The organism is Myxosarcina sp. GI1(2024), from assembly GCF_053543375.1.
Window position 1 is genome coordinate 1,807,974 of record NZ_JBKGTY010000001.1, and the last position, 19,839, is coordinate 1,827,812.

The 19,839-nt window shown below is 42.9% G+C and carries 14 protein-coding genes and 2 pseudogenes; 12 read left to right on the forward strand and 4 right to left on the reverse strand.

Going from position 1 to position 19,839, the window contains the following annotated elements; translation table 11 throughout:
• Nucleotides 1-16: 16 nt before the first annotated feature.
• Nucleotides 17-415: an NINE protein gene (locus ACLFKQ_RS08635; RefSeq protein ID WP_448999374.1), complete on the reverse strand. Its 399-nt coding sequence runs from the start codon at nt 413-415 to the stop codon at nt 17-19.
• A gap of 271 nt (nt 416-686) precedes the next feature.
• Between ACLFKQ_RS08635 and ACLFKQ_RS08640 the strand changes: the two genes are divergently transcribed.
• The 4 genes and pseudogenes from ACLFKQ_RS08640 to ACLFKQ_RS08655 all read left to right on the forward strand — a co-directional run bounded on the left by ACLFKQ_RS08640 (nt 687) and on the right by ACLFKQ_RS08655 (nt 4,484).
• Entirely contained in the window at nt 687-1,622 is a 936-nt protein-coding gene (locus tag ACLFKQ_RS08640) for a LysR family transcriptional regulator (RefSeq protein WP_448999375.1), read from the forward strand.
• Nucleotides 1,623-1,773: 151 nt separating this feature from the next.
• Complete coding sequence (locus tag ACLFKQ_RS08645; RefSeq protein WP_448999376.1) at nt 1,774-3,315, forward strand: FAD-dependent oxidoreductase; 1,542 nt, start codon at nt 1,774-1,776, stop codon at nt 3,313-3,315.
• 126 nt (nt 3,316-3,441) lie between these two features.
• The gene (gene nrtS, locus ACLFKQ_RS08650; RefSeq protein WP_448999377.1) at nt 3,442-3,567 is read left to right on the forward strand and encodes a nitrate/nitrite transporter NrtS; all 126 of its coding nucleotides are present in this window, start codon (nt 3,442-3,444) and stop codon (nt 3,565-3,567) included.
• 183 nt (nt 3,568-3,750) lie between these two features.
• A pseudogene (locus ACLFKQ_RS08655) lies at nt 3,751-4,484 on the forward strand (IS1 family transposase).
• A 77-nt stretch (nt 4,485-4,561) separates the two neighbouring features.
• On the opposite strand, the gene mutS reads toward ACLFKQ_RS08655, so the two are convergent.
• Entirely contained in the window at nt 4,562-7,213 is a 2,652-nt protein-coding gene (gene mutS, locus ACLFKQ_RS08660; protein WP_448999378.1) for a DNA mismatch repair protein MutS, read from the reverse strand.
• A 222-nt stretch (nt 7,214-7,435) separates the two neighbouring features.
• A complete protein-coding gene (locus tag ACLFKQ_RS08665; protein ID WP_448999379.1) occupies nt 7,436-7,918 on the reverse strand; it encodes an orange carotenoid protein N-terminal domain-containing protein in 483 nt (160 codons plus the stop codon).
• Nucleotides 7,919-8,518: 600 nt separating this feature from the next.
• On the opposite strand from ACLFKQ_RS08665, the gene ACLFKQ_RS08670 reads away from it, so the two are divergent.
• Nucleotides 8,519-9,133, forward strand: coding sequence for a DUF5132 domain-containing protein (locus tag ACLFKQ_RS08670; protein ID WP_448999380.1), 615 nt, complete (start codon nt 8,519-8,521; stop codon nt 9,131-9,133).
• A 6-nt stretch (nt 9,134-9,139) separates the two neighbouring features.
• On the opposite strand, the gene ACLFKQ_RS08675 is transcribed toward ACLFKQ_RS08670, so the two are convergent.
• Nucleotides 9,140-9,322, reverse strand: a complete 183-nt coding sequence (locus ACLFKQ_RS08675; protein WP_448999381.1) for a hypothetical protein — start codon at nt 9,320-9,322, stop codon at nt 9,140-9,142.
• Nucleotides 9,323-9,336: 14 nt separating this feature from the next.
• Here ACLFKQ_RS08675 and ACLFKQ_RS08680 point away from each other — a divergent pair, with 14 nt between their 5' ends.
• The 7 genes and pseudogenes from ACLFKQ_RS08680 (at nt 9,337) to ACLFKQ_RS08710 (ending at nt 19,801) form a co-directional block, all read left to right on the forward strand.
• Entirely contained in the window at nt 9,337-12,330 is a 2,994-nt protein-coding gene (locus ACLFKQ_RS08680; RefSeq protein WP_448999382.1) for an HAD-IC family P-type ATPase, read from the forward strand.
• Between the two features lie 21 nt (nt 12,331-12,351).
• Entirely contained in the window at nt 12,352-13,536 is a 1,185-nt protein-coding gene (gene metK, locus ACLFKQ_RS08685) for a methionine adenosyltransferase (protein WP_448999383.1), read from the forward strand.
• A gap of 209 nt (nt 13,537-13,745) precedes the next feature.
• Nucleotides 13,746-14,948, forward strand: a complete 1,203-nt coding sequence (gene cfa, locus ACLFKQ_RS08690) for a cyclopropane fatty acyl phospholipid synthase (protein WP_448999384.1) — start codon at nt 13,746-13,748, stop codon at nt 14,946-14,948.
• Between the two features lie 69 nt (nt 14,949-15,017).
• Nucleotides 15,018-15,374 (forward strand): annotated as a pseudogene (locus tag ACLFKQ_RS08695) (hypothetical protein); the annotation flags it as partial.
• Nucleotides 15,375-15,481: 107 nt separating this feature from the next.
• Nucleotides 15,482-17,740, forward strand: coding sequence for a PBP1A family penicillin-binding protein (locus ACLFKQ_RS08700; RefSeq protein ID WP_448999385.1), 2,259 nt, complete (start codon nt 15,482-15,484; stop codon nt 17,738-17,740).
• A 187-nt stretch (nt 17,741-17,927) separates the two neighbouring features.
• A complete protein-coding gene (locus ACLFKQ_RS08705; protein WP_448999386.1) occupies nt 17,928-18,284 on the forward strand; it encodes a hypothetical protein in 357 nt (118 codons plus the stop codon).
• Between the two features lie 113 nt (nt 18,285-18,397).
• Nucleotides 18,398-19,801 carry a protein kinase domain-containing protein gene (locus ACLFKQ_RS08710; protein WP_448999387.1) on the forward strand — a complete coding sequence of 468 codons (1,404 nt, stop codon included), beginning with the start codon at nt 18,398-18,400 and terminating at the stop codon, nt 19,799-19,801.
• The last annotated feature ends 38 nt before the right edge of the window (nt 19,802-19,839 follow it).

The window sequence follows — 19,839 nt, forward strand, 5'->3', positions numbered from 1 at the left end:
TTATTTGTTTATTAGCTTAGGCGACACGATCTAACAACTGGCGACGTTTTTGCTCGAATTCATATTCGCTGACTAAACCATCTTGGCGCAAACGTTCTAGTTCTCTAATTCCATCGGCGATCGCACTCATTTGTTGAGTGTTAGTATTGTTGAAGTATGACTGACGATTGCTACTTCCGTTAAACTGAAGTTGAAACTGCTCCCAATCTTGCATTAAATACCAGACAGCATCGATCGCCGAAGCAATTTGGGGAATCGGAGTAGACCATAATAAAAGATATATCGCGCCCCATAATGGCTGTCCTAAATATAGTTTATGTAGTCCTGCGATCGGCAAGATTGTGCCGCTTAAAGCTAAAATTACCGCCACTCGCCGCTCTTTGGGATGCTGGAACAATGTATCTAACAACGACATAGATTTAGCTCTGCAGTTTTTTTGTTTACTTTAGCTTAAATATTTTAGCCTCTTAGACTATTTTCTCCACTGAAGTGCGAAAAGTTTCATGTTTGTCACGAGCGATACTAATGACCGATGTACCCAGTCGTATACTTTAATGCTACTCTCTCGGCTGTCTCGCTCGACCAGCATACTCTGATGAGCCAATCAAATATCTACAATATACTATATTAACTGCAAATTGCATTGATTTTAGTATATGATAAAGTCGTAATCAAACGAATATGCCATGCTCCATGCAACTTTACACCAACTAAAAGTATTTGAAACGGTAGCACGTCATGGTAGTTTTACCCGTGCGGCAGAAGAATTATTTATCACTCAGCCAACTGTTTCGAGTCAGGTCAAACAGCTAACCAAAGCAGTAGGATTGCCTTTATTCGAACAAATTGGCAAAAGCCTCTATCTTACCGATGCAGGGAGAGAACTACTAACTACCTGTCAGGATATCTTTGAGAGACTAAACAATTTGGAAATGAAGATTGCCGATCTTAAAGGCACTAAGCAGGGAAAATTACATTTGGGTGTAATTACTACTGCTAAATATTTCATACCGCGATTGTTAGGGTCTTTTTGCAAACAATATCCAGGAATAGACATCGCTTTGAAAGTTACCAATCATCAAGAAATTCAACGACGAATGTTGGAAAATCAAGATGATTTATATATAGTTAGCAATCCTCCTCTAGATATCGATCTACATAGTCAGGCTTTTTTAGATAATCCTTTAGTTGTAGTTGCTTCGAAAACACATCATTTAGCTGGCAAGAAAAATATTCCTATAGATAGTTTAAATGGCGAACCGTTTATCATGCGAGAAAAGGGTTCTGGTACTAGAAAAGCAATTCACCAGCTTTTCGAACATCATAAAATATCGGTTAAAGTGAGATTAGAATTGGGTAGTAATGAAGCGATCAAACAAGCGATCGCTGGCGATCTAGGCATTTCAGTTTTGTCAGAACACTGCTTGATTTCAGAAGATGGTTCTGGAGAATTGACGGTTCTCGATGTCGAGCATTTTCCCATCGAACGCCGTTGGTATGTATCTTGTCTGGCAGGCAAAAAACTATCAGTTATCGCTCAAACTTTTTTGGAATATCTCGTAACCGAAAGTCCTAAGATGCCTTTCCCTCCTTCTAGTTTGTTAGCTCAAGTTAGTAGATAACTCTAGACAAATTTGAATTGTAAAGTGTTTGGCATTGGGTTTGAGGTTCAAAAGCGACAGCCAAGAGTAAATCGTTGGAGAGTTAATAATTTACCGCTCGATTTCCTTAGAATATAAGTAGATCGAATAAAGTTATTAAAACCCCCAATAAATGAGCTTAACCGAACAAATTTTATCCCCGCGCTCGGACAATACTCTAGTAGGTTTGCGTCAGGCAGACAAATTCTGGTCGGCTATCAAAGAAAATAAAATCGAGCCTTCTCAAGTAGTTTTTGCCAGTGGGGAAAAACTCTTAGAATCTGACAGCGATATTGTTATTTGTGGCGGTACTTTGGGGATACTTCTCGGTGCAGCACTACAAAGATTGGGGTGGCAAGTAACTTTAATTGAAAAAGGTATTTTAAAAGGCAGAGAACAAGAATGGAATATTTCTCGTCAAGAACTAGAAGTATTTATTGACTTAGAACTGCTAACCAAATCTGAATTAGAACGAGCGATCACCACAGAATACAATCCTGCGAGAGTGAGCTTTCTAGGTGGCAAAGAAGTTTGGGTTAAAGACGTTTTAAATATTGGTGTCGATCCAGTTTATTTACTCGCCACTCTCAAACAAAAGTTCCTCCAAGCGGGAGGAAATTTATTAGAAAAGACCGCTTTTGAAACTGCTACCGTTCATCCTGATGGGGTTGAAATTGGCGCAGGAGAGCAAAAAATTAGAACCCGTTTGTTAATCGATGCAATGGGGCATTTTTCACCGATAGTCAAACAGTTTAGAAATGGTATTAAACCCGATGCAGTATGTATCGTCGTAGGTAGCTGTGCTCGAGGTTATCCCGAAAATAGTACGGGAGATTTAATTCATACTTTTACCCCAATTGTTAATAACTGCCAGTATTTTTGGGAAGCTTTTCCTGCCAGAGATGGTAGAACTACCTATATGTTTAGTTACCTAGATGCTCATCCTCAACGCCCTAGTTTAGAGCACTTCATGGAAGAGTATTTAAGACTATTACCGGAGTATCAAAATATTGAGTTAGAATGGCTACAGTTCGAGCGGTTTTTATTTGGTTTTTTTCCTGCCTATCATCACAGTCCTTTAAATCTACCGTGCGATCGCCTGCTAGCCATTGGCGACAGTGCGGGAGGACAATCTCCCATTAGCTTTGGGGGTTTTGGTTCGACGATTCGTCACTTGAAACGACTTACCAATGGTGTCAATGAAGCTTTAAGTACCGACAGCTTATCCAGTAGAGATTTGGCTTTGCTGCAACCATATCAACCTAATATTTCTGTTACCTGGCTATTTCAGCAAACTATGAGTGTAGGAGTAGATAAAAATGTAGCTCCCAACCAAATTAATAATTTAATGAGTGGGGTTTTTGCCGTAATGGACGAACAGGGAGATGAAGTAATTGAGCCTTTCTTACAAGATGTAATTCAATTTGCTCCCCTAGCAAAAACACTTCCTTTAGTAAATCCCAAGTTAGTTTTGCCTATAATACCCCAAGTTGGTATCAATCCCTTAGTTAACTGGCTGTTTCACTATTTTAATCTCGGATTGTATAGCGGTTTATATCCTTTAGGAAAATTACTCAAGCCAATATTTAACAATTTATCTACAAAACAACAGTATCTTTATCATCGCTGGCTGGATGCGTGGCAGTATGGTTCTGGCGCAGATTATCATCAATAATATTTTTGCTTTAAATGAAAGAGTTTGTCAAAGCTTTAGTCAATCCCAAGTTAGCACCAACAGCTATTAAAGTAGCTTTAGTAATTGGTTAGGCTTTATTTATTATTATCTAATCACGGAACGGCATTGTTTCAGAATAAAATGACCCGTCAACGGTGGCTATCGGGATTTATTACTTATTTAGTTCCTTATGGTGTTAATATTCACGGTCAATATATCAATAGATCGCGCTGCATGAGTAGTAATCTCTGAAGAGTTTCATCTTTACATCATCAGTCAGAAGATAGATACACTAAAAAAATTAGAGCATAGCTGGCTACGCCCTAAATTAATATCAAAATTGGGTAGTCCTGTAGAAGTAACGATCTAAAATAAACGTCGAGCTTAAATAACTCGAGAGCAAAGCCTACTTGTCCAAGCTGCCATTCTGAGAAAATTGTCAAAAATGGTCGGATTCACAACGGAAAACAAAGGTTTAGATGTAATCAATGTCATCGTCAATTTGTAGAGAAACCGCAAAAAATCGTCGTTAATCAAGAGAAACGGGAGTTGATTGACAGGCTCTGATTAGAAAGAATTTCTTTGGCAGGTATTGCACGAGCAGTTGAAGTGTCAGAAAAGTGGCTTCAAACCTATGTTAACCATAAATAAATATGCTCTAGTTCCCAGAGAAATAAAAGTCACACCCAAAAAAAGGGGAAATTGACGAAGCAGTGTGATGCAATGTGGAGGGGCTGTGTGCGGACACAGGTTCCGCACCTTGAAAGCCCCGTGTCATTTGTAGACCATCAAGGAAATAAACAATGGGTCTGGTTAGCTTTGGATTCCAAAACTCGTGAAATCGTTGGGGTAACAATTGGCGATTGGCTTTGCCACTGCGCGGAGCGCAATCGCAGCGAACAAGCAGCGCCAGAACTGTGGAATTCGCTACCTCCTGTCTATCGTCTGATTTTTGGGCAGCTTATGAGACGGTATTTCCTCAACAACCCCATCAAGCAGTGGGAAAAGAAACAGGAAGAACAAGTTATATTGAACGGTTTAACAATACTCTTAGACAAAGAGTATCTCGATTAGTGGGAAAAACCCTATCATTTTCCAAATCATTAGAGAATCATCTAGGTGCTATCTGGCACTTCGTATATTACTATAATGCTTCATTACATCTTTAGCACTACCCATATTTTTTTGGCGTAATAGACCGATTGACTTTTAGCGATCGACTATCAACCATCAAAGAGAGACAGTTTCAATCTTCAAATATATCCAGTTGCTCGATCGCTTCTCGATTTTGATATCGATCGGGCTGTACCTGCTCGATCCCCTGACGCAAACCTAAAGCAATCTTGCTGTGTTTTTCAATTTGTCCCATTACTAGTCTGGCTCTAGAAATCACTGTAGGAGGTAAACCTGCTAGTCTTCCTGCTTCGATCCCATAGGATTTATCTGCCCCACCCGGACTGACTTGATGCAGGAAAATAATTTTATCGGGCATTTCTTTAACCTTCACCTGGTAGTTAGCTACATTGGTCAAAATAGATGCCAGTTCGTTTAATTCGTGATAGTGGGTAGCAAAAATCGTTCGTGCCTGGATTTCTGCTGCTAAATACTCCGCCACTGCCCAGGCAATGGAAAGTCCGTCGAAAGTAGCCGTACCCCTGCCAATTTCATCTAACAAAACTAACGATTTGGGAGTGGCGTGGTTGAGAATATTGGCGGTTTCATTCATCTCGACCATAAAAGTAGACTGTCCCGTTGCCAAATCGTCTACTGCACCGACACGAGTAAAAATGCGATCGCAAATCGCCAGTCTGGCTTCTGTGGCTGGTACGAAACTGCCAATTTGCGCGATTAACTGAATCAGTCCCACCTGACGTAGATAGCAGCTTTTACCACTGGCATTTGGTCCCGTGAGAATAATTAAATCGGGATTTGCTTCGCTTTTTGTAGAGCCGTTGGCAGCAATATTTTCTGCTCCTCCCAGATTAGTAGAGTTGGGCACGAAAAAGCCAATGCCCAAAGACTGTTCTACCACTGGATGTCTGCCATCGACGATTTCTATTTCTCGTCCTTCTACTATTTCGGGACGGCAGTAGTTTTGATAGACGGCTATTTCTGCCAATCCCGATAAGACATCAACTGCCGCTACAGCTTTAGCAATGCTGCGAATTTCTCCAGCTTTTTCGGCTACTGTCGCCCTTAACTGAGTAAAAATTTCGTATTCTAGATTATTTAAATCGTCTTTTGCCGTGAGTATTCTAGTTTCTCTTTCTTTAAGTTCCGAGGTGATATATCTTTCTTCATTAGTCAGAGTTTGTTTGCGCTGATAGTTGTCGGGAGCTTGACTGGCTTTAGAACGAGGCATACTAATGTAATAGCCAAAAGTTTTGTTATAGCCCACTTTGAGATTGGCAACTCCCACTCTTTCTCGTTCCGTCACCTCTAAGGTAGTCAGCCACTGCTTGTCATCTTCCAGTCTTTGGCGGATCTCATCTAACTGGGCATTGACACCGTCTCGAATCAATCCTCCCTCTTTGACTTGCTGTGGGGGGGTTTCCACTAAATGCTCGATGACGTAGGTTCCCAATTTTTCTAGTTCGGATGGTACTTTTTGAATGGCTTTGAGGTAGGGAGAAGAGCCAAAAGAAGCGATCGCCGCTAGATCGGTTAGTTTTACTAAAGATTCTGCCAAAGCGAGTAGATCGCGGGCATTGGCGGTACCAGAACCCACTCTTCCCGCCAATCTTTCTAAATCGTAAATTTTGCGCAGCATCGCTCGCAAATCCTGCCTTACAGAAGTGTTAGCGATCAATTCGCCAATGGTTTCCTGACGGGCAGCAATACCTTTAAGATCGATTAAAGGCTGCAATAACCAGCGGCGTAACGCCCTGCCTCCCATTGCCGTATTAGTGCGATCTAACGCCCACAGCAGCGAACCGTGAAAAGTACCATCCCTGACGGTCTGAGTAATTTCTAGATTGCGGCGCGTTTGATGGTCTAATATCAGGTAATCTGCCAAACTATAGGAACGTAAAAGCTGTAGGGGTACGCGATAAGCTTTTTGAGTCTCTTCTACGTATTCGAGCAAACCCCCCGCCGCTCTGACTCCCAAGGGTAAATTCGCACAGCCCATGCCTTCTAGAGATTTAACTCCAAAGATATCTTTCAATCTCTGACTGGCTTCTACTAGAGTAAAAGGTTTTTGCGATCGCAACGAATAACAAAAATCTTCGGGCAAGCAAACATCTAAGTGTTCCGATTTCTCTCCTGGGCGCAACAAGCTATTTACGTCTGGTGCATTGCTGGGAACTAAAACTTCCGATGGTTGTAACCTTAGCAACTCCAAACTTAAGTTGGCCAAATCCCTCCCTTGAGTGGTTAAAAACTCTCCCGTAGAAATATCTGCATGAGCCAAACCCCAGTGTTCTCCAGCAATAACCACTGCCGCTAAAAAATTATTGCGACGAGCGGATAACATTCCATCGTCGGTTAGAGTGCCAGGAGTAAGTAATTTTTGGATTTCCCTACGCACCATCCGTTTTTCAGCGAGAGCTTCTTTAGCATCTTCTACCTGATCGCAAATAGCCACTGCAAAGCCTTTTTCAACTAACATCGTGCTGTAGCGTTCTAGGGCATGATGGGGTACGCCCGTCATCGCCACTCGCCCGATTTCTTTCCCCGCTTCCTTGCTGGTTTGGAGTAATTCCAATTCTCTAGCAATAGTCACCGCATCCTGAAAAAAGCACTCAAAAAAATCACCCACCCGATATAGCAACAACGCATTGGGATATTGTTCTTTGACTTCCACGTAGTGATGATACATTGGTGAAAGTTTTTCGCGATCTATATCGCGGTAATCGGTAATAATAGCTTTTTCTGTTGCTTGCTTCTCGGATGCCATATAAATCAACAATTGCTTTTAGTATTTCCTCAATTATGACTTTATCGCAACTGTCTACTCTCTTTAAGAGGAATTTGCAGCAAAAGTAGATTTTTAAGATCGATTAACCCGAGAAAACTTATCCCAGAAATCCATAAAAAAAACTGCTTGTCTAGGCTAGATCGACAAGCAGCAGCAAAATTTGTTGGTATTACCAAAACTATAAGAAGTACTGGCACAAAGTTAGACTGCGCTACCGGATTTGGGTTCTGCTCCTGCGTCAACTACGGCGTTTCTGAGCAGAGTGATTTGCTGCTCGAAATCCATCGCTTCTACCTGGGGTAATAATTGTTCGATACTACTACTAGGCTGATAGTCTTCTGGCATGGGAACTATCGTACCGGCATCCATTCCCTGGGCGAGTTGATACCAAAACAGCAACTTAGTATCTTCGCTTAAAGAGCCATACTCGCGGGAAATTACAGTATCCTCTCCAGAAATAATCTTACGTTGAATATCTAATTGTTCTTCAAAAGATTTTTCTTTTACCTGATTGAAAAGTCCTGTAGAAATATCAAATCCCGCCGAACCTGGAGCAGCCGGAGTAACCGAGTCTCCCATTTTGGTATATACATACCATAAAAATGCCAACTTTTCATCGACACTCAAATTTTGATAGGCGCGTAAAGCGCGATCGACGTTCTGTTCTAGATCGACAGATGCCATAAAACTACACCTCTTGTAATTTAATTTTTAATTAAAATTGCCAATTAACTGCGATCGCAATTCCATACTTAAATTCTCATTTCGCAGCCAGTTGGCGATTAACACTATGAGTAGCTTAGAAAACTTCCAACTTTGATAGAACTAGCAAAAGATATAAAGTATAAAAAACAATGTTCTCAAAAGGTCTACTTAAGATAGATGCTGTAACAGATTGAGTTTGAAAATATTAAACGAACCTAACTGAAGTTAGCCAACTGTCTAATCTCAAAGCGCTCCTTAGCTCGCTCTTTTTTACTGGTATCTGTCTTAAGAAAGAAGAATACCGTATAGACTAAGGACTAATTTGTAAGATAGTCTCGCTCGCTCGTCTACCTCCTTCTTAAATTTATTCATTAGTTCGAACGGAGGACACTTACCTAGCGATCGCGGTAACTAACTAGAGAAATTGAGGGATATATCAAGTGAAACAGACCAAAAAATACGCAATCTAAAATTTACCATCTAAAATCGCAAGTTCGAAAAAATCTATCTGTAACAATAAGACTCTAGTATTCTGTTTTTTAGATTTCAAAACAAAAATAATTATTTGGTAGTGGAAAAATGACAGCAGAATTTGATTGGGATGAGATTGAAGTATCAGAAATTATTGAAGGAGTAACGGCAGTAATGCTCGCACCAATAGTTCTGCCACTCGCCGCAGGAATCAATCAGCCCACGGCTAAAAAAACGATTAAAGATGCGATTGCTTTTTCTCAAAGATGCAAAGAAGCAGTAGCTGAAGCCAGAGAGCGATTTGAAGATGTTTTGGCAGAAGCCCAAGCAGAAGTAGACGAAGAACAGCAGTTAGCAACGGATTCTCAACCCCTTCGTCCCCGCCAACGCTCTCGTGTTTCTCAAAGAACTTCTGTAGCAGCAGCAGAAACTATGGATGCAGTGTCGGAGTTAAACGAAAAAGTCGATTGGCTGACTAATGGTTATGTCGATCTACGGTTTTTGTTGCCTTTGGGATTGGGAACTCTAGCTTTGGGACAGTTGCTAATTCAGGGACCACAACTAGATAAAATTCGCTGGTATAACTTAGCTTGGTATGCCTTCGATAGTTTTAATAAGCTCAATCAACCAAAACCAGAGACGAGAAGGCTAGACGATGACGGAGCGAACCCAACACCCGCTCAGTTGTCCAGAGAAAATGAGATTGCTAACGGCAACGATTAGAAGTTTTTACCCTGTCGGGAATAAGCGATCGCCAATAAATTCCCTCAAGCAAAAGCGAAAAGTACTATCTAGTCTTGCTGCTGCGGCTTGAAAAGGGAATAAAGACGGATATGTTACTGGGTCGAGTGCCAAGTAGGCTTTACCACTGGAGAACAGAAGGAGATGACCCAGAGTTTCTCCCCGAGACAAATAGTTAGAGATTTATGATTCAGGCAATACATACCACGATTAAAGGAAGGGCGAGATATCACGTCAACGAACTCTATCGTTCGGCAGCGCTGCAACAATATTTAGAGCGATCGCTTGCCAAACGCTCGGAAATAATTAAAGTAACAGTTAGCTCGGTGACGGGCAACCTGTTGGTGAAATTTAAACCCGATAAAACTCATCAGGACATTGCGACTGCGATCGAGCAAAGCATTGCCACCTACCGACAAAATCGCGATCGCCATCAACCGCAATCTGAGTCGGAAACTAAAGTAGAAACTAGAGAAATAGCCCACGAGGAAGAACAACCAAGCGAAAATTGGCATTTACTCGAGCTAGATTCAATTTTGTCTAAATTATCTAGTTCAAAAACTTCGGGTTTAACTGCGGAAACTGCCGACGAAAATCTCGATCGCTATGGTAAAAATGCACTTACCGAGTCAAAATCGCGCTCGGACTGGAGTATTTTTGCCGACCAGTTTGAATCTTTACCCGTAGCTTTATTGGGGGTAGCGGCAGTAGTTTCGGTGGTAACGGGAGGATTTGTCGATGCCGTGGCGATCGCGGGAGTGGTCTTAACTAACTCCGTCATCGGTTATGTTACCGAAAGTCAGTCGGAAAAAATCATTAATTCCCTGCAAAGCGATGAAAACCCCCTAGCCTTAGTTATTAGAGATGGGGAGAAACAGGAAATAGAAAGTGAGGAAATCGTTCCTGGAGATCTGTTAGTGCTGCAAACTAATAACTATGTCGCCGCCGATGCCCGCCTAATCGAAACCGACAATCTGAGCGTAGATGAATCTGCTCTGACTGGAGAAAGTATTGCCGTCAACAAACGGGTAGCGACTCTCCAAGGTGAAGAAATTCCTTTGGGAGAACGCACTAATATGGTTTACAAGGGCACCTTCATTACTGGCGGCTCGGGCAAGGCTGTAGTAGTAGCAACGGGCAAATTTACCGAAATGGGTAAGATTCAAGGGATAGTTAGTGAAGCCGAAGCCAGCCAAACTCCCTTGCAAAAACAGCTAGATGAGGTCGGATCCCAACTCGTTTTGCTCTGTAGCGGGGTCTGCGGACTGACTTTCGGACTGGGTTTGTTGCGGGGTTATGGGTTTGTACCGATGCTCAAGACTGCGATTTCTCTCGCCGTAGCTTCCGTACCAGAAGGCTTACCAACCATCGCCACTACTACCTTGGCTTTGGGAATGGGCGATATGAGGAAGCGGCATATCCTAATTCGCGGTCTCAATGCGGTAGAAGCTCTAGGCTCGGTACAGACTATTTGTCTGGATAAAACGGGAACGATTACCCGAAATCAAATGGTAGTTGCCGAAGTGCATATCGGCATTGGGATTGTCAAACTGCAAGAAGATCGCTTTATTCGAGAGGAAACCGAAATTAATCCCGATGAATCTAAAGCACTATCAATGCTACTGCAAGTAGTAGCTCTCTGTAGCGAATCAGAAATAATCCCCGGTGAAGATGGAGAAGATGAGGTTAAAGGTTCTGCAACTGAAAATGCTCTGGTTTATATGACAATGGCTTCGGGAATGAGTATCCGCGATCTTAGAGCCAAGCATCCTCTAATTAAAACTTATCCCCGTGGCGAAGACCGCAACATTATGACTACGGTTCACCAAACTGAAGGCGAGCGAATGTTAGTGGCGGTTAAAGGTAGTCCCGAAGAAGTATTGGCAATCTGCACCTCGCAAATTAAAGACGGCGAGATCGTGGCGCTCTCGGACGAAGATAAACAAGCTTTAGAACGAGAAAACGAAAAGATGGCAGGTAAGGCACTGCGAGTTTTGGGAGTCGCTTATGCTTACGTCGATAATCTTGACGAACATCCCGAACGGGACTTAATTTGGCTCGGTCTGACGGGTATGGCAGATCCGATCCGCCAGGGTGTAGCGGATTTAATGGAAGCTTTCCATCGGGCGGGTATCGATACGGTAATGATTACCGGGGATCAGAGTCCTACTGCTTATGCGATCGCCAAAGAGTTAAATTTAAGTCGCCAAAGCCAGTTAGAAATTCTCGATGCTGCCGACCTCGCTCAAGTAGGGTCGGATAAATTACAGGCTCTTTGCGAACGAGTAGATGTGTTTGCCCGCATCAGTCCTGCGGATAAATTACAAATCGTCCGGGCATTACAGGAAAAAGGCAAGATTGTTGCCATGACTGGAGATGGCATTAACGATACTCCCGCTTTAAAAGCCGCTAACGTCGGGGTGGCGATGGGTTCGGGTAAAGCCGACGTGGTTAGGGAAGTTGCCGATGTCGTCATTGAAGACGACCGACTAGAAACGATGATTAATGCTGTCAGTCGAGGACGCACTATTTATAACAATATCCGCAAATCGGTTCACTTTTTGCTCTCTACCAATCTCAGCGAGATTATAGTCACTACCGTAGCCACTGCCATTGGTTTAGGAGAACCCCTCAATACCATTCAGTTGCTGTGGCTAAACTTAGTCACGGATATTTTTCCCGGACTGGCATTAGCAATGGAACCACCAGAACCAGAAGTGCTCAACCGCCCCCCACGCGATCCCGAGCAACCAATTATCAAGCGGTCGGATTTCGAACGTATTGCCCTAGAATCTGGCGTAATTTCTGCTAGTGCCCTGAGTGCCTATGGTTATGGTTTGGTCAAATACGGACAAAAACCCCAGGCAAGCACGATTTTGTTTATGAGTCTGACCTTGGGACAAATCTTACATACCATTAGCTGTCGTTCGGAAACTCATAGCATCTTCGATCGCGATCGACTCCCCGATAATCACTATGTCGATGGTGCAGTAATCGGTTCGGCAGCCTTACAGCTTTTACCGATTTTTATTCCAGGGTTGGGTAATATCATGCAACTCGCCCCTCTCGATCCCCTTGATTGGTTAGTAATTGCCAGCACTGCCGGACTGCCTTTGATGGTTAATGAAACTACAAAAAATAGTAGGGGAAAACGGCGGTTATCTCCTACAGATAAATAACGACGAACAACACGAACAACCATGAAAAAAGATTTCATGTTCACCTCCGAATCCGTCACTCAGGGACATCCAGACAAGTTGTGCGATCGCATTAGTGACGCTATTGTCGATCGCCTGTTGCAACAAGATCCCTTTTCGCGGATCATTACCGAATGCGCGGTTTCCACGGGGATTGTCTTTCTTTCTGCCCGTTTCGAACCGAATGCCAATGTCGATTTTACCAATGTGGCTCGACGAGTGATCGAAGAGGTGGGCTACGACCAACCTTCGTTCAATAGTAAAACCTGTAGCATTTTGACTAGCTTAGAGGAATTACCAGTCAACAAGCAAAGTAATTTTGACGAAAAACAGCTATCAGATGCAGAAATAGAAGCAATCACCGTTAAAAACCAGGTCAGCGTCTTTGGCTTTGCCTGCAATCAAACTGAGACTTTAATGCCCTTACCGATTTGGCTGGCACATAAATTAGCCCGACAACTAGATCGAGTGAGACAGGAAAAAATTCTGCCCTATCTCGCTCCTGATGGTAAAACTCAGGTAGGTGTGGAATATCGCGATCTCCAACCTTACCGCATTCACAGTCTGACGGTAGTTGCCAGCCAGAATCAGCCATTGACCCCCAATCTCCAACAGCTTGAAAAAGATATTTATGAAACGGTCATCGAGCCAGCTTTTGCCGACGAAGGGATTCAACCCGATGAAAATACCCGGATCTTTGTCAATCCAGATGGGATCGACTCTCCGGGGGGTCCTGCCAGCCATTCTGGTCTGACCGGTAGAAAAAATGCGATCGATACCTATGGCGAATATGCCAAGCACAGTGGTGCGGCACTCAGCGGCAAAGATCCCATTCGCATCGACAGAATAGGAGCATATGCTGCTCGTTATGCCGCCAAAAATGTCGTAGCTGCCAATCTAGCCGATGAATGTGAAGTACAGCTTAGTTATACTATCGGTCAAGCTCGTCCCGTAAGTATTGAAGTTGAAACTTTTGGTACGGGTAAGATTGCTGAAGAGAAAATGATCGAACAACTGCACCAACATTTTGATTTTCGTCTGGCAGCAATAATTCGCCAGTTCGATCTTCGATTTTTACCTTCTCTCAATCGAGGTAAATTTTATCAACACCTATCTGCCTACGGACACATGGGTAGAAAGGAATTAGAACTACCCTGGGAAAAAACCGATAAGGTAGTTGTATTTTAAATTAGATTTGTTGCACGAATCATCGTTAACTATCTAAGCTAAAGATAAAAGGTTAAAGTCAAAGGAAAAAGAGTTCGGTCGTTTATCCATACAAGAGGTTTATTGATGCTTTGCTATTAATTAAAGCTATTTCTTTTCTAAATTTTCGATAGTAAGGTGTCAATTTTAAAAAGCCAAACCGTTACAAATATTGTTAAGGTATTAGGCTCATGTCATCTTCTATTAATCGTAAAAAATCCAAATTTTTTGTTCGAGGTGACTCAGATCTAAGTAAGTTTCTGTTTCGTTATTCCAATCGCCGACTTCAAGATTTTATCGAGTCTGTCCTAGCCGAAGTAGATATTGAAATTAACGGCAATCGACCTTGGGATCTGCAAGTTCATAATGAAAAACTCTATCGAAGAGTCATGGCTCAAGGGTCTTTGGGTTTGGGTGAAGCTTATGTTGAAGGTTGGTGGGATTGTGCCCAATTAGATGAACTGTTTGCCAAAATTTTGCGATCGCGGCTTCAAGACCGCGTTGGGAATAATAATTTGACATCCTGGTTGGTAGTTCTAACAACCAAGCTACAGAATTTGCAAAGTTTCTCCAGAAGCTTTCAGGTCGGCAAACAGCACTATGACTTAGGTGACGATCTCTTTCAAGCCATGTTAGATTCTCGCCTGACCTATAGTTGTGGCTATTGGCGAGATGCAGATAATTTAGAAGCAGCCCAAGCAGCTAAATTAGATTTAATTTGTCGGAAGTTAGAATTGCGATCGGGCATGACAGTATTAGATATTGGTTGTGGGTGGGGCAGCCTGATGAAATATGCTGCCGAAAACTATGGAGTATCCTGTGTGGGCGTTACCATTTCTCAGAAACAGTTCGAACTCGGACGAGAGCTTTGTGCCGGTCTACCAATCGAATTTCTCTGCCAAGATTACCGCCAATTACAGGGTAAATACGATTGCGTAGTCTCCGTAGGGATGTTCGAACACGTCGGCTATAAAAACTATCGGCGGTTTATGGAAGTAGTCGATCGCTGCCTCAAAGAAGACGGCTTATTTTTATTACATACCATCGGCAACCGTTATAGCGTTACCTACGGAGAACAATGGAGTAGTAAATATATTTTCCCCAATGGCATGTTGCCGTCGTTAGCACAAATATTTCAAGCCACTGAAAATCGATTCGTCACTGAAGATTTACATAATTTTGGCTCCGATTATGACTTGACTCTGATGGCTTGGCTAGAAAACTTCGAGAGTCATTGGCAACAGCTCAAGTCTAAATATGGAGAGCGATTTTATCGCTATTGGAAATATTACCTGTGTATGATGGCGGGTTCGTTTCGGGCGAGAAATATTCAGCTTTGGCAAATAGTTTTTTCCAAAAAAGGTATTTTAGGAGGTTATCGATCTATTAGGTAAGACTGAGATCTTGCATCTAATCCGTAACTGACTTGTGGTATTAGGGAAAGGGTAAAGGTTAAGGGAGAAAATCGAGCAGCTAATGCTTTCGGCATGGCGGCTCAAACCCTTTCTCGCAGTCATTCTGCTTTAGGTGCTTATTATCGGCGAATGCGAAGTCGCTTAGGTGGACCTCAAGCTATCACTGCTACCGCACATAAAGCGGTGCGACCCCGCTGGGGTTTCCCCAGCATGGGAACGCGCACCAAGACAATAGCTCGTATTTTTTATCATCTTTGGAAGACTGGTGATGCTTACATCGAGCCTGGTGTCGATGCTTATGAACAAAAGTATCGCCAACGCACCCTTTCATATCTTGAGCAAAAGGCTCAGGCTCTTGGTTTTGACCTTGTTCCCCATTCCTCCAAGAGCGAATGTGTTTCTTAAGAGTCAGATGAAGTTAAACCTCTAGATCTAGATCGTCAGTAGCATTGCTTAAAATGGGAATAATCTCAATCCAAATTCTTTATGCTTTTCGCCCACGATAAAAACCAATGACTAGTAAACCGCCCTCTGGCAAATCGCGATCGCCAATTAGTAAAGCCATTACTAAAGCGGTACAAAACGTTCGTGCTAAAGTAAACTTTGAGGAGATCGATCTTCAGCCAGGAAAACGAGTAGCAGAATTAAGAGTTAAAAATGCCAATAATAGCGAAGCAAAGAGCTATCCTTTAACGGGCGATCGCTATACGATCGGACGTAGTTCGCGCTGCGATATCAGTATTCGCAATGCTGTAGTCAGTCAAACCCATTTATCGCTCAAACGAGATCGTCAACATCCCCGCTCTTTTATTGTCAAAGACGAAGACTCAACCAACGGAATCTATCGAGGCAAACGCCGCTTTAAATCTTTTTCTCTCTATCATGGCGAAAGCTTTACCTTAGGACCTCCAGAACTTGCTGCCGCCGTAAAAGTAGAATATTACAATCCGCCACCATTGTGGCTGTATTCAATTCGCTATTTACTATACGGTACGAGTGGATTACTGGGATTGTTACTAATTACCTTAGCGATCGAATGGATTAAAGTTCCCGTATATCCCTTACCTCAAGAATCATCTCGCCCGATTGTAGTTTATGCTCGTGATGGCGAAACCCCCATCAATCCCGTAGCTCAAAACACCCATCGCGAACTCAAAAACCTTTCTGACTTTTCTTCATATCTTCCTCAAGCTGTAATTGCTTCTGAAGATAGCCGTTATTACTGGCATTTTGGAGTCGATCCCATCGGCATCGTTAGGGCAGTTTTTATCAATCTCCAATCTTCCGAATTGCGCCAGGGGGCGAGTACAATTACCCAGCAACTCGCTCGGAGTTTATTTCCCGAGGTGGGCAGACAAAATACCGCCGCGCGTAAACTAAGAGAAATCTGGGTAGCTCTAAAACTAGAAACCTTCTTCAGCAAAGATCGCATTCTCAAAACCTATCTCAACCGCGTTTATTTGGGAGTAGGTAACTATGGCTTTGAAGATGCGGCACAGTTCTACTTTGACAAGTCTGCTGCCGATTTAAATCTTTCTGAAGCTGCCACTTTAGTAGCAGTGCTTCCCGCACCCAATCTTTACAACCCGATTAAAGATTATGAAACTGCGGTGGGTTTACGCAATCGGATTATCGATCGCATGGAGGCAATGGGTATGGTTGAAGAGGCAGAGGCAGCACGAGCGAGGCGCTCGCGCATCGAAGTTAGCCCCAAAGCTAGAGAAACTCTGTCTAATACTATCGCGCCTTATTTTTACAGCTACGTTTTTGACGAACTACAAACTCTATTGGGTTCCGACGTGGCGCAAGAAGGAAATTTTATCGTCGAAACGGGTTTGGATCCCGAAATACAGCGAGAAGCCGAAGCCGCACTCCGCTATTCCGTCAATGAAGACGGTTCCCGTTTGGGCTACTCTCAAGGAGCAGTGGTGACTCTCGATAGTGAAACGGGAGAAATCGTGGCTCTAGTAGGTGGAGTTGACTACAGCCAAAGTCAATTTAACCGAGTCGTGCAGGCACAAAGACAACCAGGTTCGACATTTAAAGTCTTTGCCTATGCTGCGGCACTGGAAAGGGGTATCGATCCCGACAGAGAGTATTCTTGTGCCCCTGTATTTTGGAAAGGGCAGCGTTATCAAGGCTGCGAACGTAGTAAGGGCGACATCGATCTCTATCGGGGTATGGCACAATCGGAAAATGCGGTGGCGATCCGAGTAGCCCAGGATGTGGGGCTAGAGCGAATTATCGATTTAGCAAAGCAGATGGGAATTGAATCTTCTCTAACTGCCTCTCCAGGTTTAGTTTTGGGAGAAAGCGAGGTTAATGTTTTAGAACTGACGGGAGCATATGCGGCTTTAGCTAACGACGGTGTTTGGCATCGTCCCCACGCGATCAAACGCATTTTAGATGGTAGTGACTGTGAAGATCCCAGCGATCGCGATACCTGTCGCGAAATTTATGCTGTAGAAGATGATGTTCGAATTTCTCGTGAGGCGATCGAAGAACGCACCGCCGAGAGAATTACTAGAATGCTACGTCGTGCTGTAGAAGACGGTACGGGTAAAGCCGCACATATCGACAAGGGAGAGGCGGGCAAAACAGGAACCACAGACAATAGCGTCGATCTCTGGTTTATTGGCTATCTACCTCGCAAAGATCTAACTACAGGTGTTTGGCTCGGTAATGACGATAATTCTCCTACTAATGGTAGTAGTTATCAAGCCGCCGCTCTATGGGGTAAATATATGCAAGCCGTATTAGACAGATCTTAACTGCGATCGCTTTTTCCTATTTCCCATCTGAGTTGCCTGCTTTCTTTTCAGCCCTGTTGTCGCCCCCACAGCGCCCCCTGATATTCTTAATATTTTCTAAAAATTAAGGATTAAACTTAACAAGCGGTTGGTTATCCGTAAAAATCTCGCTAAAATGTCCACATCAAAGCCATCAAGAGCGTATTTTATGTTCGATTTAGAACCTATTTTTGAATTTTCTCGCCACAACTGCGCCACTATCTGTGCTTTTCTGGTACCAGCTAATTTATTAACCACAATACTAACCATAGTGCTGTTAGTTGAAGAAAAATCGCTGCTATTGATGCGGTTATCTGTGGTGATCGCTTCAGTTTGGGCAATGACTTTATTTCTTCATATTTCTACCTGGTTCGCCATCGGAGTAGTTACTCCCGTTACCTTTATTTTGTTTGGCTTGGGATCGACTTGCTTGCTGGTCAATTTCTTGCTACTGAAATATCGCCACTCGCTACGATTATTTTTAATCAGATGGACTGGGGAACAATTAGCTCTAGAACACGACTAAATATTAATGTGACTTGTTTGTGACTTTTTGTAGATAAGCCCTAAATTAGGGATGGCGATCTCTAAAAGCCTTGCTAAAATAGCTGTGTTTTCTGGGAATCTACGAGATATAGTATGACTCGAAGTTCGGCTTTACTACGAGAAGGTACAATTTTAAACGATCGCTACCGCATCATCAGACAAATAGGTAGAGGGGGTTTTGGCAAAACTTATCTTGCAGAAGACACTCAACGCTTTCGCGAATTGTGCGTACTCAAAGAATTTGCCCCCCAGGTAGAAAGCGATCGCGATTTACGTAAAGCCGAGGAACTCTTCGAACGAGAAGCAGGAATTCTTTACCAGTTAAAGCACGACCGCATTCCTCGATTTGAGGCTTTATTGAGAACTCGCATCGAGGGCAAAGAATCTCTGTTTTTAGTTCAACAATACATCGAAGGTAAAAGCTACTGGGAATTATTAAAACACGAAGGCAAGCTAACAGAAACAAAAGTAGCCGAGTTAATTTCGGACTTACTTCCCGTACTCGAATACATTCACGCCCAAAATTTAATTCATCGCGATATTTCTCCAGATAATTTAATTCGGCGAGATGGAGATGGCAAACCAGTGTTGATTGATTTCGGCTGTGTCAAAATTGCCGCTAATGCCGTATCTAAATCCACTGGAAGAGCGGTTACTCTGATTGGTAAAAAGGGCTATTCACCTGACGAACAGATGCGCAGCGGACAGGCTTATCCCTCTACCGATCTCTACTCTCTAGCGGCAACAGCTATAGTATTACTAACCAGAAAACAACCCCACGAACTTTACGATCATCATCAGGCAAAATGGAACTGGAGTTCGGAAGTTGAAGTCAGCCCTGCTTTCCAGAAAATCCTAACTAAGATGTTAGCCCACAATCCTCGCGATCGCTATCAATCGGCTACTCAACTTCGTCAGGCATTTGAAACCGCAAAAGAATCAGTTATTAGTAACTTTATTTCACGTCTGCATACTTTAGTCGTAGCTCCAAAAAATATTAGTGCTGCTAGTGTAGCTAATCCCGTCAGCCAAGTCGTTTCTCAAGTAGCCACGGGTGCTACCGCTCTTTCTCGTCAAGTTACTAGAATACCCAGTCCTAGCGAACTAAAACGGCTAAAATCTTGGCAGTGGGGCTTAATTGTTTCTGGAGTAATATTGTTGCCTGGAATAGTTAGTTTTGCGTGGATTAAAGACAAATTAGTTCAAGCGGATGCCACTCTAATTTCTAGCTCTAGTTCCAATAATTTGGCTCTCAGTCAAGGAGAACAACAACGTCAACAGGAAATCTATCAGCGCGTTCTAGCGTTGAATCTCGAACCAGGAGCTTTTTTTAAAGATGTAGACAACGAATTCCATCGTCAGTATCCCGAACTCAGAGGAATACAGTTAACAGATACATCAGAACACAAAAGATATCGTTCGGTTTGGTACGATATTGCAGTTAACTTATTAGAGCAACAAGAAGCAAATACAAACAATCGAATACTCGACCGATAGCTTCCCATCAAAAAACATAAAAAGCAAATATTACTATT

What these genes read in the sequence shown, in the direction of transcription:
- ACLFKQ_RS08635 (WP_448999374.1), bottom strand. Translation starts at nt 415, where the DNA reads ATGTCGTTGTTAGATACATTGTTCCAGCATCCCAAAGAGCGGCGAGTG.
- ACLFKQ_RS08640 (WP_448999375.1), top strand. Translation starts at nt 687, where the DNA reads ATGCTCCATGCAACTTTACACCAACTAAAAGTATTTGAAACGGTAGCA.
- ACLFKQ_RS08645 (WP_448999376.1), top strand. Translation starts at nt 1,774, where the DNA reads ATGAGCTTAACCGAACAAATTTTATCCCCGCGCTCGGACAATACTCTA.
- mutS (WP_448999378.1), bottom strand. Translation starts at nt 7,213, where the DNA reads ATGGCATCCGAGAAGCAAGCAACAGAAAAAGCTATTATTACCGATTAC.
- ACLFKQ_RS08665 (WP_448999379.1), bottom strand. Translation starts at nt 7,918, where the DNA reads ATGGCATCTGTCGATCTAGAACAGAACGTCGATCGCGCTTTACGCGCC.
- ACLFKQ_RS08670 (WP_448999380.1), top strand. Translation starts at nt 8,519, where the DNA reads ATGACAGCAGAATTTGATTGGGATGAGATTGAAGTATCAGAAATTATT.
- ACLFKQ_RS08680 (WP_448999382.1), top strand. Translation starts at nt 9,337, where the DNA reads ATGATTCAGGCAATACATACCACGATTAAAGGAAGGGCGAGATATCAC.
- metK (WP_448999383.1), top strand. Translation starts at nt 12,352, where the DNA reads ATGAAAAAAGATTTCATGTTCACCTCCGAATCCGTCACTCAGGGACAT.
- cfa (WP_448999384.1), top strand. Translation starts at nt 13,746, where the DNA reads ATGTCATCTTCTATTAATCGTAAAAAATCCAAATTTTTTGTTCGAGGT.
- ACLFKQ_RS08700 (WP_448999385.1), top strand. Translation starts at nt 15,482, where the DNA reads ATGACTAGTAAACCGCCCTCTGGCAAATCGCGATCGCCAATTAGTAAA.
- ACLFKQ_RS08705 (WP_448999386.1), top strand. Translation starts at nt 17,928, where the DNA reads ATGTTCGATTTAGAACCTATTTTTGAATTTTCTCGCCACAACTGCGCC.
- ACLFKQ_RS08710 (WP_448999387.1), top strand. Translation starts at nt 18,398, where the DNA reads ATGACTCGAAGTTCGGCTTTACTACGAGAAGGTACAATTTTAAACGAT.